Raw genomic sequence first — 14,913 nt, 5'->3', positions numbered from 1 at the left:
TTAGGTAAGGAGGTGATCCAACCGCAGGTTCCCCTACGGTTACCTTGTTACGACTTCACCCCAGTCATGAATCACAAAGTGGTAAGCGCCCTCCCGAAGGTTAAGCTACCTACTTCTTTTGCAACCCACTCCCATGGTGTGACGGGCGGTGTGTACAAGGCCCGGGAACGTATTCACCGTAGCATTCTGATCTACGATTACTAGCGATTCCGACTTCATGGAGTCGAGTTGCAGACTCCAATCCGGACTACGACAGACTTTATGAGTTCCGCTTGCTCTCGCGAGGTCGCTTCTCTTTGTATCTGCCATTGTAGCACGTGTGTAGCCCTACTCGTAAGGGCCATGATGACTTGACGTCATCCCCACCTTCCTCCGGTTTATCACCGGCAGTCTCCTTTGAGTTCCCACCATTACGTGCTGGCAACAAAGGATAAGGGTTGCGCTCGTTGCGGGACTTAACCCAACATTTCACAACACGAGCTGACGACAGCCATGCAGCACCTGTCTCAGCGTTCCCGAAGGCACTCCTCTATCTCTAAAGGATTCGCTGGATGTCAAGAGTAGGTAAGGTTCTTCGCGTTGCATCGAATTAAACCACATGCTCCACCGCTTGTGCGGGCCCCCGTCAATTCATTTGAGTTTTAACCTTGCGGCCGTACTCCCCAGGCGGTCGATTTAACGCGTTAGCTCCAGAAGCCACGGTTCAAGACCACAACCTCTAAATCGACATCGTTTACAGCGTGGACTACCAGGGTATCTAATCCTGTTTGCTCCCCACGCTTTCGCACCTGAGCGTCAGTCTTTGTCCAGGGGGCCGCCTTCGCCACCGGTATTCCTCCACATCTCTACGCATTTCACCGCTACACATGGAATTCTACCCCCCTCTACAAGACTCTAGCCAACCAGTTTCAGATGCAATTCCCAAGTTAAGCTCGGGGCTTTCACATCTGACTTAATTGACCGCCTGCGTGCGCTTTACGCCCAGTAATTCCGATTAACGCTTGCACCCTCCGTATTACCGCGGCTGCTGGCACGGAGTTAGCCGGTGCTTCTTCTGCGGGTAACGTCAATTGATAAGGGTATTAACCTTATCACCTTCCTCCCCGCTGAAAGTACTTTACAACCCTAAGGCCTTCTTCATACACGCGGCATGGCTGCATCAGGCTTGCGCCCATTGTGCAATATTCCCCACTGCTGCCTCCCGTAGGAGTCTGGGCCGTGTCTCAGTCCCAGTGTGGCTGATCATCCTCTCAGACCAGCTAGAGATCGTCGCCTAGGTGAGCCTTTACCCCACCTACTAGCTAATCCCATATGGGTTCATCCGATAGTGCAAGGTCCGAAGAGCCCCTGCTTTGGTCCGTAGACATTATGCGGTATTAGCCACCGTTTCCAGTAGTTATCCCCCTCTATCGGGCAGATCCCCATACATTACTCACCCGTCCGCCGCTCGTCAGCAAGAAAGCAAGCTTTCTCCTGTTACCGCTCGACTTGCATGTGTTAGGCCTGCCGCCAGCGTTCAATCTGAGCCATGATCAAACTCTTCAATTAAAAGTGTTTGATGCTCAAAGAAATCGAAAACTTAGCTTATTCATTATATGAATTAACTTGTTAGTCACTCTTCAAGACTTGATACATCTAATTTTTTAGAAGATATCGTCTCTGCGAGTGCCCACACAGATTGTCTGATAATTTGTTAAAGAGCAGTGCAACTGTCGCTGCCGTTTCCGGTCTTCTGCGTTGTTGCGAGGAGGCGTATATTACGCTATTCCTCTGAAGAGTCAAGAGTTTTTTCAAACTTTTTTCTTTTCTCTTCCCTTTCCGTCGTTGCTGTTGTCAGCTCATCGTCGGTCAGTGGGTGCGCATTATAGGGGCTTCTCAGATTAGCGCAAGTGTTTTTTGAAAAAAATTCACCGTTCGATTAAAACCCCAACAATACGTACAAAAAACAGGTCACAACGAACAGATATCACTCAATTTTGGAAAATTTTGTCGCAAATTCGCTAACTTTATTCCAATCAGTATATTCGATCTCTTTTGTTGGATCGGTTTCACCCTTAGTCATCTTCATAATAAGCTGGATCATCACTCTATCAATCCATTTATAACGTGGGTAAAGAAGCGCGCCTGCAAAAACACCTGTTAATCTAGGCTTCCATGGAGTCTTATCTAAAAACTTACGCATATAAGCATTGGTTTCGGGTGTACTCTTTTCAGCTTTTCTTGCCGTAAGGTTCACCCCAAAAAAGGCGGATGGCATACTATTTAATTGAGAAAGGTGTTGGGTAATAAATTTATCCAGTACTTTATTAAAATAGCCATATCTAATTGATGCCCCAACTAACACTTTATTATAAGCAGATAAATTAAGGCTATGGTGAACAGCAGTTAAATCTCTTACATCACATTCATAGCCCTGTTGTCTTAGTTCATTAGCTATGTGCGTCATTATTTTTTTAGTTTGACCATCTGTACTGCAGTACAGCAACAGCGCGCTCATACATCACTCCTTGTTTTTGGTTAATCACGCCAAAATGTTGGTGTAAATAAAACCAATAATGTGAAAACTTCTAATCGGCCAAATAACATGGTGACAACAAGTATCCACTTAGCGGCTGGATTCATTGTTGTAAAGTTATCAGCAACAATACCTAATCCTGGACCCAAATTATTAAGTGTTGTAGCAATAGCAGAAAAAGCAGAAAACTCATCAACACCTGTCGCTATTAATAGCATTAAGCTAATAATAAACACTAAAGCATATGCTGAGAAAAAGCCCCAAACCGCTTCTATAATACGCTCTGGTAATGCTCGATGTCCTAGTTTAATCGTATAAACCGCATTAGGGTGTACAAGACGTTTTAATTCACGAGAGCCTTGTAAAAATAGCAGTAAGATACGGATTACTTTTAATCCCCCCCCCGTTGAACCAGCACAGCCCCCGATAAAGGCAGAGCACAACAGTAACAGAGGTAAAAAAGTTGGCCATTGGGCAAAACTATCTGTTGCAAACCCTGCGGTTGTTGCCATTGAAACAACTTGGAAAAAAGCTTGATTAATTGTTGTCCATCCAGAGTCATATACCGAATAGAGCCATAGAATAAGGCTACAAATAATCACTAATCCGAGCTGTATAAAGATAAACATGCGAAATTCAGGATCACGCCAATAAATATTGAGGCTTCGCCCTGTTAAAACCGAAAAGTGTAAAGCAAAGTTACACCCTGAAATTAATAGAAAAACACCAATAATGACGTTAATTGTTGGACTATTAAAATAGCCAATGCTTGCATCATGGGTAGAAAATCCACCGATTGCAATGGTAGAAAAACTATGCGAGATAGCATCAAACACGTCCATACCCGCAATCCACAACGCAAGGGCACAAATAATAGTGAGTAAGACATAAATCAGCCACAATGCTTTCGCAGTTTCTGCGATCCTTGGGCGCATTTTATTGTCTTTCAAAGGCCCCGGCATTTCTGCCCGATAAAGCTGCATTCCCCCAACGCCTAACAGTGGAAGAATTGCCACCGCTAATACGATGATCCCCATTCCCCCTAACCATTGCAGCATTTGGCGATAAAATAAAATCGCTTTAGGTAAGCTATCCAACCCAACAAGTGTCGTAGCCCCTGTGGTTGTTAATCCGGAAAAAGATTCAAAAAAGGCATCGGTAATCGATAGATGAGGTTGTTCCGAAAAAATAAAAGGCAATGCCCCTACGCTACCTAACACAGTCCAAAATAAAACCACAATAAGAAAACCTTCTTTGGGTTTTAGATCACTTTTATTGTTTCGATTGGGGATCCACAACATTAGCCCAATAATAAGAGCGACAATAAATGTCTGACTAAATGCTCGTCCTGCACCATCCCGATAGATCAACGCAACGATACCGGGGATGATCATCGTGACAGAGAATAAAATAACAAGTAGCCCAACAATTCGGGTTATTGAACGAAAATGCATTTAGCGATTTCCTTGGTAGCAACGATTATTCATTCGGTTCTAAACATATTAATTGCATACTGCCACGACTGATATCGCGTAGTTTACTTTCAACTTTTTCACTCTCTACGGCTGGCAATGATAGTTCAAAAGTGACTTTATCAGTATATTCACTAGAGAGGATCTTCCCTTGATATTCTGCAACAACTTGCTCAAGTAATGACACCAAGGAATATTCACACTCCACAAGAAATCGGCGCTGAGGTACTTTGGTTTTCGTTGGCAAAAGTTTTAATGCCTGCTGTACCCCATTGCCATAAGCACGAACTAATCCGCCAGTGCCTAATTTGATCCCGCCGAAATAACGTACCACAACCGCAGTCACCTCTCCCATACCACTCCCTAACAGGGGTGCTAGAATAGGTTTTCCCGCCGTGCCTGTTGGTTCACCATCATCAGAAAAACCTAACTGTTGTGAATCATCCGGTCTTCCAGCAACAAATGCCCAACAATGATGCCGAGCATCGGGAAACTGCGCTTTAATTGATTGGATATACGCTTTGGCAGCCTCAATCCCTTCAGTATGAGCAATAAATGTAATAAAACGGCTCTTCTTTATTTCTTCACTGAATTCTACCGTTTCAGCGGGGATCAAATAAGCTTTCATCAGGCTAAATGTAAGTCTCTTGTCATATTTTCAATTTTGTTATCGTGGATAATAATATTATCTTCAATACGAATGCCACCAAAAGGCTTGAAGTGTTCAATCAAATGCCAATCAAAATGACTACGATATTTCCCTTCACGCCAAGGTGCTAATAACGAATCAATAAAATAGAATCCTGGCTCAATGGTAAGTACCATTCCCGGCTCTACAATACGTGTACAACGTAAGAAAGGATACATGGCTGGCGCAGCTAAATGAGTCCCTTTATCATCCTGCATAAATCCACCCGCATCATGAACTTGTAAACCTAGCGCATGGCCTAATCCATGTGGTAAGAAGGGAGTTGTTAATCCTTCACTCACCATCTCTTCTTCGCTAATTCCCTTAACAATACCGTATTTATGTAATAATCCGGCAATACGTTGATGCATTTGAATATGATATTCGCTGTAGCGTACTCCCGCTTTCATTGTCGCTATCAATGCCTGTTGCGCATCATTCATATCTTTGACTAAAGCAGTAAATTCATGATTTTCTTTCGCTGAATAAGTACGCGTAATATCCGCAGCATACCCATTATACTCTGCTCCCGCATCAATAAGGAAACTACGATATTCATCTGGCGATTGATGATCTAATTTGGTGTAATGCAAAACAGCAGCATGTTCATTTAATGCAACAATATTGCCATAAGGTACATCTGTGTCCCGATGTCCTGTTGCCATTAAATAAGCCATATTAATATCAAATTCACTTAACTCAGCTTGGAATGCCTCACGAGCGGCGATATGTCCATTGACTGCCATTTTCTGCGCTTCGCGCATACATGCCAGTTCATAACCCGTTTTATAAGCACGATAATAATGATAATAGTTAAGAAGAGATTGGTTATTAACATTATCAAGACTGACACCTAATGAATCAGCCCGTTGTGTATTTGGCCCAATATAAGCAGTATTTTTATTAATAAAAGGTGCTAGCTCTTTTTGAATATCATCGACATTTTTTAAATGGATCAGCTCAATTTCATGGGTCCAATAGCTACTTGGTAAAGCTTCAACACTATGCCAATAATCAACAGGTGAATAGAACCAGAGTTTTGGTTTATTGACACCATCAACCAATAACCAACAATGTGGCACATCAGTTACTGGCACCCCCGCTTTAAAGTGTGCATTCACTTTAAAAGGGTAATCACTATCATCAAGGAAAACACCAATAGGTTCACCAGAGTGAATCAAGACATTATCAAGGTGGTGTCTAGATAAAGCATCACGAGTACGATTTTGTAGTGTTTTGATATGTTCTTGATACAGAGAAAGCAATTTTTCCATTACTAATCACCTATCTTTATTTATTGTTAATTATTCAGCTTAACACGCCAACTCTTTTACAGGGTAACACCATAGCAAAAATAGCTTACCATGACTTATTACTATGTTTTTACGATCCTTAATTATGCTGATTTATTCATTTAAACCAATCATATAAAAATCAATATATTAGATAATTTCATTGTGATCAGTCCTACATTTCCTTAATCAAATATTTGCAATTAATTAACATTGTATTCACACTCTAATTATCTGGTCATACCAGTTTATACTTTAGGGAGAATACAAATGCTCTATCAAAGCGAAAATATTCAAGCCGATTGGGTGAAGCAAGGTATTGTTGAGCTCGTTTTCAATGCTAGCGGTTCTATTAATAAATTAGATACAAAAACGGTGGCAATGTTAAGCGAAGCGTTAACAGTATTAGAAAACACATCTGATCTAAAAGGGGTTATTTTACGTTCAGAAAAACCCGCCTTTATTGTTGGTGCCGATATTACCGAATTTTTATCACTTTTTGATGCACCGGTTGAAGAACTGACACAATGGCTACATTTTGCTAATCATATTTTCAATCGATTAGAAGATCTCCCCGTTCCTACAGTTTCTGCCATTAATGGCTACGCCCTAGGCGGTGGCTGTGAATGTGTATTAGCAACGGATTTTCGTATTGCATCACCGGATTTACGCATTGGTTTGCCCGAAACAAAACTTGGTATTATGCCGGGTTTTGGTGGCTCTGTTCGGCTACCTCGCCTTATTGGCGTTGATAATGCCTTAGAAATTATTACCGCAGGTAAAGATATTAATGCCGAAACAGCACTTAAGAATGGCTTAATTCAAGCTATTGTCCCTGTTGATAAGCTAAAAGAAAGTGCCATTTCACTGATAGAGCAAGCCATTGATGGCAAATTTGACTGGCAAGCTGCTCGTCAACCTAAAACTGTGGCATTAAGATTAACGGAACTTGAACATAAAATGTCATTTGCTGTGGCAAAAGGCATGGTGATGAAAGTCGCAGGCCCTCATTATCCAGCCCCAATGACCGCCGTTAATACGATAGAAAAAGCCGCATTTCTAGATAGAAAAGCGGCACTTGAATTGGAAACAGAAAACTTTGTCAAACTGACCCGCACCGATGTTGCCAAAGCATTAGTGGGTATTTTCCTTAATGATCAATATGTGAAAGGTATTACTAAAAAACGTCATGCTAGCTTACCAAAACAAGCGGCAGTATTAGGCGCGGGGATCATGGGTGGCGGAATTGCCTATCAATCTGCACTAAAAGGCATTCCTGTTACCATGAAAGATATTAATGCCAACTCCCTTGAATTGGGTATGACAGAAGCACTCAGTCTGTTACAAAAACGTCAAGAAAAAGGACGTATGAGTGCCGTTGATATGGCAAAAACCCTCGCCTCTATTCATCCTACCCTAAACTATGCCAGTGTAGCTGATGCACAAATTGTGGTCGAAGCTGTGGTTGAAAACCCTAAAGTAAAAGCCTCTGTACTTGCTGAAACCGAAGCGCTCCTTGCTGATCATGCTGTACTTGCTTCGAATACCTCAACAATCCCCATTTCGCTACTTGCCAAATCACTAACACGCCCTGAAAATTTCTGTGGAATGCACTTCTTTAATCCCGTTCACCGCATGCCTTTAGTTGAGATCATTAAAGGTGAAAAAACCAGCGAAGAGACGATTAATCGCATTGTCAGTTATGCTAGCAAAATGGGTAAAACGCCAATCATTGTTAATGACTGTCCGGGGTTCTTTGTCAATCGCGTGCTCTTCCCTTATTTCGCCGGATTTTCTCTTTTATTGAGAGATGGTGCTGATTTTCTTGCTGTAGATAAAGTGATGGAAAAAGTCTTTGGCTGGCCAATGGGTCCGGCTTATTTACTGGATGTTGTCGGTATCGATACAGCGAATCATGCTCAAGCAGTGATGGCTCAAGGTTTCCCAGACAGAATGGGCAGTATTGATAAAGACGTTATTGCGCTTTTATATCAACAACAACGCTATGGTCAGAAAAATAATCATGGTTTCTATGACTACACTATTGATAAGCGTGGTAAAAAACAAAAGCAGGTAGATAACGATATTCACAGCCTTATTGAACATCATGTCGGCAAAAAACAGGAATTTAACCAAGACACTATTATTGCTCGTATGATGATCCCAATGATCAATGAAGTTATTCGTTGCTTAGATGAAGGCATTATCGCCTCACCTGCAGAAGCCGATATTGCATTAGTGTATGGTTTAGGCTTCCCTCCTTTCCGTGGTGGTGTCTTCCGTTACCTCGATACCATTGGATTAGCACAATTTGTTGCAAATGCAGAGCAATACTCAGAATTAGGGCCACTTTACCAAATTCCTGAGAGCTTAAAACAAAAAGCATTACGTAACGAAACCTACTATCCAAAGCCTGCAAAAGTAGATGTTAACATCAGAGAACTCGCTTAAGGAGAGAAGAAATGGAAAAGGTTGTCATAATTGATGGTGTTCGCACCCCAATGGGACGTTCAAAAGGCGGGGCATTTCGCCATGTAAGAGCTGAAAATCTCTCTGCGCAATTAATGCAAGCTTTGCTTAAGCGTAACCCTGATATTGATCCCAATGATATTGGCGATGTGATTTGGGGCTGTGTGCAACAAACTTTAGAGCAAGGCTTTAATATTGCACGTAATGCCGCACTATTAGCAGAATTACCGCATAAAGTTCCGGCAGTAACCGTCAATCGTTTATGTGGCTCTTCGATGCAAGCCTTGCATGACGGTGCTCGCCAAATTATGTTAGGAGAGAGCCAAGTTGCTTTAATTGGTGGCGTTGAACATATGGGTCATGTACCGATGACCTATAATGCTGACTTTAACCCAGCATTAAATCTTTCTGTGGCAAAGGCTTCATTCTCAATGGGGTTAACTGCAGAAATGTTAGCAAAATCATTTCAAATATCTCGTGAAGAACAAGACAAATTCGCCTATCGCTCACACCATTTAGCCGCCCTCGCGACCCAAAAAGGCTATTTTGATAACGAACTTGTTGCCATTAATGGTCATGATGCAGCAGGAGATTTTATACGCGTCAGCACGGATGAAGTTATCCGTTATAACCCAAGCCTTGATGAATTAGCACAACTTAGACCCGTATTTGATCCCGCCACAGGCTCCGTCACTGCGGGGAATTCATCTGCAGTCTCTGATGGGGCATCCGCGATGTTTATCACGAGCGAAAGTTATGCTAAGCAACATCATTTAAAACCCCGTGCAATTATTCGTTCGATGGCGGTAACAGGTTGTGATCCGGCAATCATGGGGTATGGTCCCGTTCCTGCCACTGAAATAGCGCTAAAGAAAGCAGGGTTAACCCTCAGTGATATTGATATCTTTGAACTTAACGAAGCCTTTGCAGCGCAATCCTTAGCTTGCATGAAAAAAATGAATTTACTCGATAGCATTGATGACAAAATCAATCTTAATGGTGGTGCTATTGCACTTGGGCATCCATTAGGTTGTTCTGGTGCCAGAATAACCACCACGCTATTAAATATTATGGAGCGTAAAGATGCACAATTAGGATTAGCGACAATGTGTATTGGATTAGGCCAAGGGATAGCAACCATTATTGAGCGAGTTTAATCAAGATGATTTTTCATTTTGAGTAATATCACTTGGTTGACATGTTTGATTGCTTGGTTTTTTAACCATTTTCCCGCCGTCAGGGGCGGGTTTTTTTATGGTTTTTTATCGTTATTGCTTGTTAAATAAATTCAAAAGCATCACTAAATAAGCGTTCTCTATCAGCATTACGCTCATTACAAAAACGATCTCGCGCTATTTTAGCCATTTCAAAACGTCCTGCGATATAAATATCATAGGATGATAAATCGCCAAAATCTTCACTAATTGCCGTTAATACAGTCCCTTTTCTACCACGCCAAGCGTCATCAGGTTGTTCAACAACAGGTACGACTGATAATGAGGGATACTTTTCCGTTAAATCTTGCAACTCATTAAGATCATAAAGATGTACCTGCTCTCGTCCTCCCCAATAAAGCGTTATCGCACGTTGAGGATTTTCTTGTAATGCCGCTAGCAAGATAGAGTGAGTATAAGAAAATCCTGTTCCTCCTGCGATAAGCAACAAAGGACGTTGGCTCTGTTGTCTAAACCACGCATTACCATGGGGAATATCAATCTTTAATTGTTGAGTTTCTAAAATAAGATCGAGCACAGCCATTGCGTAAAGATTCAGATCTGACGCGCCAATATGAAGCTCAATAAAGTCTTTATTTTCGGGAATAGAGGCAATAGAGAATGGGCGCTTATCTCGCTCATCCATAACCGCTAAAAGGTATTGTCCAGCCTGAAAATCAAATGGGCCATCAGGTAATAATCTTACCCGATACACCGTATCTGTTATCGGCTCAACGAGTGAGACTTTACAGTTCAGTATCGCCATGTTGTTCCTCTATTATTATTTAACAATATCGAGCTGTTCCCAAATAGTATCGACCCGCTGTTTTATTTCATCCGTCATTACGATAGGTCGCCCCCACTCTCTCTCTGTTTCACCGGGCCATTTATTGGTCGCATCTAACCCCATTTTGGAGCCTAAACCTGAAACAGGTGAAGCAAAATCAAGATAATCAATTGGCGTATTTTCCATCATAATGGTATCTCTTGCGGGATCCATCCTAGTTGTGATAGCCCAAATCACATCTTTCCAATCTCTTGCATTCACATCATCATCGCAAACAATCACAAATTTAGTATACATAAATTGTCGCAAATAAGACCAAACTCCCATCATTACGCGTTTAGCGTGACCTGCATACTGCTTTTTCATGGTCACAACCGCTAAACGATAAGAGCAACCTTCAGGAGGTAAATAAAAATCGACAATCTCAGGAAATTGTTTTTGTAATATCGGTACTAATACTTCATTAAGCGCAACGCCTAATACTGCCGGCTCATCTGGTGGACGCCCTGTATAAGTAGAGTGATAGATAGCATCTTTACGACGTGTTAGATGTGTTATGGTAAATACTGGAAAAGAGTCAATCTCATTATAATAACCAGTATGATCACCATATGGCCCTTCTGGTGCAAGCTCACCGGGTTCAATATACCCTTCGAGAATAATTTCGGCACTTGCCGGGACTTCCAAGTCATTGGAAAGGCATTTAACGACTTCTGTTTTATTACCTCGCAATAATCCAGCAAAGGCATATTCAGATAATGTATCTGGTACTGGCGTTACGGCACCTAAAATTGTCGCAGGATCAGCTCCTAATGCAACAGAAACGGGAAAACGTTCTCCTGGGTGTTTTTGACACCATTCTTGGAAATCTAACGCGCCACCGCGATGAGATAACCAACGCATAATCACTTTATTTTTGCCAAGCACTTGTTGGCGATAAATACCTAAATTCTGGCGCTCTTTAAATGGCCCTCGCGTTACTGTAAGTCCCCATGTAATCAAAGGTGCTGCATCTTCAGGCCAACAATGCATCACGGGGATCTTAGTTAAATCAACATCATCGCCAGTTAACACAACCTCCTGACAAGGGGCTTTGCTCAGGCGCTTAGTTGGCATATTTAAAACTTGCTTAAATTTAGGTAACTTATCAAAAAGATCACGAAATCCTTTCGGAGGATCAGGCTCTTTTAAAAATGCTAATAGCTTACCCACTTCATGTAAGGCTTTAACATCATCTTGCCCCATCCCCATAGCAACACGCTCAGGTGTACCAAATAAATTACATAGCACTGGCATATCAAACCCTTTAGGATTTTCAAATAACAGTGCAGGCCCACCAGCACGTAATGTTCTGTCCGCTATTTCGGTCATTTCAAGGTAGGGATCTATTTCAAAGGTGATGCGTTTTAATTCACCTTTTTCTTCGAGTAATGAAAGGAAATCTCTTAAATCGCGGTATTTCATCATAATCTTACGAGCCAGTGAGTGAGAGAAAAGAGGGCAAAGCCCTCTTTGAAACACTATAAGCTAAACGCATAACTCACTAAAAAGCAATGCCTTTTATATGAGATTGCAAATTATTATTATAAACAGCGAAATGGAACCCATTTTGCCAACATTTTTGTATCAAACTGTTCTGGAAAAGTTTTTCCATGTTGGAAAATTTTAAAGCCTTCATTTTTAGCGCTGTAATAACGTAACTCTTCACCCTGAATATATAAGTAACTACCTTCACGAATGGCAACCACTATCTCGTCTGGGTTCATCGCACAAAACTCCGCAATACGCTCATCTCGAGTTTCGCCCATATGTCCACTAATGGTGGCATCAATATAGTGCGGGTTAATTTGTACAGGGAATAATCCCAGTGAAGGCATAACAACAGAACAGCGCACAGGCATATCATTTGTAGTACGGATAGTCGGAGTGGCAACATTACAACCCGCACTCCAACCGATATAAGGGATATTACGTTCACGAACTGCACGCTGGATAGGAACCACTAATCCTTTTTCATGCAGCATTTGGTTTAATAACCACGTATTCCCCCCACTAACTAAAATACACTCAGCATTGTTAATGGCTTCCACTTCTGAATCAAAATGTTCAATACAAGTCACTTCAATACCTAATACTTCTGATAATTCACGAGCACGTTGGTCGTGATCAGAACGAATAACCGCATATGCAATAAGCACGGCAGAACGAATACCACGCTTTTTAATCATGCTGTCGATATTATCTTTGGCGTAACTTAACCATTGTGGGTCCCCGGCAATCTTCCCATTACTCAATAAAAAAACTTCCATTTGAAAACCTCTTTATAATTATGGATCAGGATCTAAGATAATTATCTTGGGAGTTTTTTCTTGTTTTTGCCATCATTTTTTTGTCAACTTGTTACCTCTATCTGAGATAAGATTGAAACTTCTCAAAACCACTGCATTTATTGCGTCTGAACACGGTTTCAGTGATCATTTTCTAGTATAAAATTGCATTTCACTTGTTACATTTACCGACAGATTACTGTTACCTTTATCATAAATTTGCTATTATCCTCCTAATTAGAATCAACTAACCCTTTGTCTCTATTATGAAAAACTGGCACCTTCTGTATTGTAAACGCGGACAAATCGCTCGGGCGATCGAACACTTAGAACGTCAGCAGGTGATCTGCTTTACGCCGATGGTGACAATAGAAAAGTTAATAAGAAATAAAAGAACTTTGGTCACCGAGCCTTTGTTCCCGAATTATCTATTTATTCAATTTGATCCAGAGGTCATTCATACCACTACGATAAATTCTACCCGTGGTGTTAATGCCTTTGTGCGCTTTGGACGCTATCCTGTCACAGTGCCACAAGAGGTTATAGATACCTTACAATCGCCGACACCGTCTTCGGTTATCTACAGTGAAGAAAATGTGCCGCATAGTGGTGATTATGTATTAATTACGGAAGGTGTTTTTCAGGGGATCAAAGCGATATACCAAGAGCCAGACGGCGAAACTCGCTCTATTTTGCTATTAAAAATATTAAATAATGAAGTGAAAAAATCCGTTGATAATAAAGAGTTTAAAAAAGAGCCTTTCTAAAAAGTTAACCCAGCCTTAGCTGGGTTAATAAATTATGTTTTTAGAAAACTCACTTCCTAAAATTATTTCTGCTGTTCTGTTGCTTGCGCCTCAGCCTCTTCAGCTTCTTCTTCTGGTGTTTTTCTTCTGCCATTATTGACATAAAAACGGGACACCAAGACACCAATCTCAAACAATAAATACATCGGTATTGCTAATAATGTTTGAGAAAAAACATCAGGTGGCGTTAATACCATGCCAATAACAAAAGCACCCACTAAGATATAAGGACGTTTTTTCTTTAATGCATCAGGTGTTGTGACACCACTCCAACACAGCAAGATGATCGCAATAGGAACTTCAAATGCGGCCCCAAACGCCATAAACAGCGTCATTACGAAACTTAAATACTTACTGATATCTGGAATAAAGTTAACCCCTTCTGGGGTAGTATTCACAAAGAAACCAAATGCAAGTGGAAACACAACAAAATACGCAAACGCCATACCGAGATAAAATAATACGGTACTTGAAACCAGTAACGGTAACATTAAGCGGCGTTCATGTTTATACAGTGCTGGTGCGATAAAAGCCCATACCTGATAAAGGATCACAGGAACAGAAGCAAAAACGGATACCATAATAGTCAATTTAATTGGCGTCAAAAAAGTAGAGGCAACATCAGTCGCACTCATATTTGACCCCTGCGGCAACTTATCAAGTAAAGGTGCCGAGATTAATTGATAGATATCGTTAGAAAAATAAACCAAAGCCAGAAAAACCACTAGAACTGAAACTAAGCTGTACATTAGACGCTTACGCAGTTCTATTAAATGGCTGATCAGCGGTTGGGTATCATTTACTGCCATGTTTTAGTGCTCACCATTTGCCTGATCAGTTGTTTTCTTCTCTACTGTTACTGTTTTAGTAACAGGAACATCTGGCTTAATAACATGTTCTGTATTTTCAGTTACCGTTTTGGAACTGTGTTGAACATCGTCATTCGCTTCATTCGCTTCAGCCAGTGCCGCTAAATCAGAAGGCGTAGGTTCCGTAGAGTCGGTTTTTACAGACTGCTCTGTCTCTGTAGATCCTGGCGTTGTAGGTGCTTGATAAGTTTCTTTTAAAGACTGTGCAGCCTCTTTTAACTCATCCATCGACGCTTTTAGCTCAGGGGATAATGTTTGCAAATTCGCTTTCTCTTCCACTTTCTTCAGGCTCTCTTGAAGCTCTTGAAGTTTTAGTTCTTGAGTTAGCTCATTTTGCACATTCGCCGCCAAAGAGCGCAATGCCCTTACCCAGCCAGCAATTGTTTTTACTGCTACGGGCAATCGTTCTGGCCCCAGAAAAACAAGACCTATCACCATGACCAATAGCAGCTGACTAAAACCAATGTCAAACAC

General features: G+C 41.4%; 12 protein-coding genes and 1 rRNA gene. 3 read left to right on the top strand and 10 right to left on the bottom strand.

Annotation, left to right across the window (positions count from 1 at the left end):
- Positions 1–5: 5 nt before the first annotated feature.
- The 5 genes from AACU98_RS04550 to pepQ form a co-directional block, all read right to left on the bottom strand.
- Positions 6–1,548, bottom strand: a 16S ribosomal RNA gene (locus tag AACU98_RS04550).
- Between the two features lie 418 nt (positions 1,549–1,966).
- Positions 1,967–2,497, bottom strand: a complete 531-nt coding sequence (gene hemG / locus AACU98_RS04545; protein ID WP_004246101.1) for a menaquinone-dependent protoporphyrinogen IX dehydrogenase — start codon at positions 2,495–2,497, stop codon at positions 1,967–1,969.
- Positions 2,498–2,517: 20 nt separating this feature from the next.
- Complete coding sequence (gene trkH, locus AACU98_RS04540) at positions 2,518–3,969, bottom strand: Trk system potassium transporter TrkH (RefSeq protein ID WP_004252906.1); 1,452 nt, start codon at positions 3,967–3,969, stop codon at positions 2,518–2,520.
- Between the two features lie 25 nt (positions 3,970–3,994).
- Complete coding sequence (locus tag AACU98_RS04535) at positions 3,995–4,615, bottom strand: IMPACT family protein (protein ID WP_017827623.1); 621 nt, start codon at positions 4,613–4,615, stop codon at positions 3,995–3,997.
- The gene (gene pepQ, locus AACU98_RS04530; protein ID WP_161680102.1) at positions 4,615–5,949 is read right to left on the bottom strand and encodes a Xaa-Pro dipeptidase; all 1,335 of its coding nucleotides are present in this window, start codon (positions 5,947–5,949) and stop codon (positions 4,615–4,617) included. Before pepQ ends, AACU98_RS04535 begins: the two co-directional genes overlap by 1 nt.
- A gap of 288 nt (positions 5,950–6,237) precedes the next feature.
- Between pepQ and fadB the strand changes: the two genes are divergently transcribed.
- Positions 6,238–8,418, top strand: a complete 2,181-nt coding sequence (fadB, locus tag AACU98_RS04525) for a fatty acid oxidation complex subunit alpha FadB (protein ID WP_049210017.1) — start codon at positions 6,238–6,240, stop codon at positions 8,416–8,418.
- Between the two features lie 11 nt (positions 8,419–8,429).
- Positions 8,430–9,593, top strand: a complete 1,164-nt coding sequence (gene fadA / locus AACU98_RS04520; protein WP_004246106.1) for an acetyl-CoA C-acyltransferase FadA — start codon at positions 8,430–8,432, stop codon at positions 9,591–9,593.
- Between the two features lie 121 nt (positions 9,594–9,714).
- Here the strand turns inward: fadA and fre are convergent, their stop codons facing one another.
- From fre to pepE, 3 genes are all read right to left on the bottom strand, one after another.
- Complete coding sequence (fre, locus tag AACU98_RS04515) at positions 9,715–10,416, bottom strand: NAD(P)H-flavin reductase (RefSeq protein WP_004246107.1); 702 nt, start codon at positions 10,414–10,416, stop codon at positions 9,715–9,717.
- 15 nt (positions 10,417–10,431) lie between these two features.
- Complete coding sequence (gene ubiD / locus AACU98_RS04510; protein WP_012368791.1) at positions 10,432–11,901, bottom strand: 4-hydroxy-3-polyprenylbenzoate decarboxylase; 1,470 nt, start codon at positions 11,899–11,901, stop codon at positions 10,432–10,434.
- Between the two features lie 119 nt (positions 11,902–12,020).
- Positions 12,021–12,746: a dipeptidase PepE gene (pepE, locus tag AACU98_RS04505; protein WP_004246111.1), complete on the bottom strand. Its 726-nt coding sequence runs from the start codon at positions 12,744–12,746 to the stop codon at positions 12,021–12,023.
- Positions 12,747–13,030: 284 nt separating this feature from the next.
- Here pepE and rfaH point away from each other — a divergent pair, with 284 nt between their 5' ends.
- Positions 13,031–13,531, top strand: coding sequence for a transcription/translation regulatory transformer protein RfaH (gene rfaH / locus AACU98_RS04500; RefSeq protein WP_004246114.1), 501 nt, complete (start codon positions 13,031–13,033; stop codon positions 13,529–13,531).
- 62 nt (positions 13,532–13,593) lie between these two features.
- On the opposite strand, the gene tatC is transcribed toward rfaH, so the two are convergent.
- Both tatC and tatB read right to left on the bottom strand, forming a co-directional pair.
- Positions 13,594–14,379 (bottom strand): Sec-independent protein translocase subunit TatC, encoded by a 786-nt coding sequence (gene tatC / locus AACU98_RS04495; RefSeq protein ID WP_004246116.1) that lies wholly within the window; start codon positions 14,377–14,379, stop codon positions 13,594–13,596.
- A 3-nt stretch (positions 14,380–14,382) separates the two neighbouring features.
- A complete protein-coding gene (tatB, locus tag AACU98_RS04490) occupies positions 14,383–14,913 on the bottom strand; it encodes a Sec-independent protein translocase protein TatB (RefSeq protein WP_004249526.1) in 531 nt (176 codons plus the stop codon).

The sequence above is a fragment of the Proteus sp. G4380 genome, assembly GCF_963885725.1.
GTDB lineage: Bacteria > Pseudomonadota > Gammaproteobacteria > Enterobacterales > Enterobacteriaceae > Proteus > Proteus mirabilis.
The sequence above is the reverse complement of the archived record's forward strand: the minus strand, read 5'-3'. Positions and strand labels throughout refer to the sequence as shown.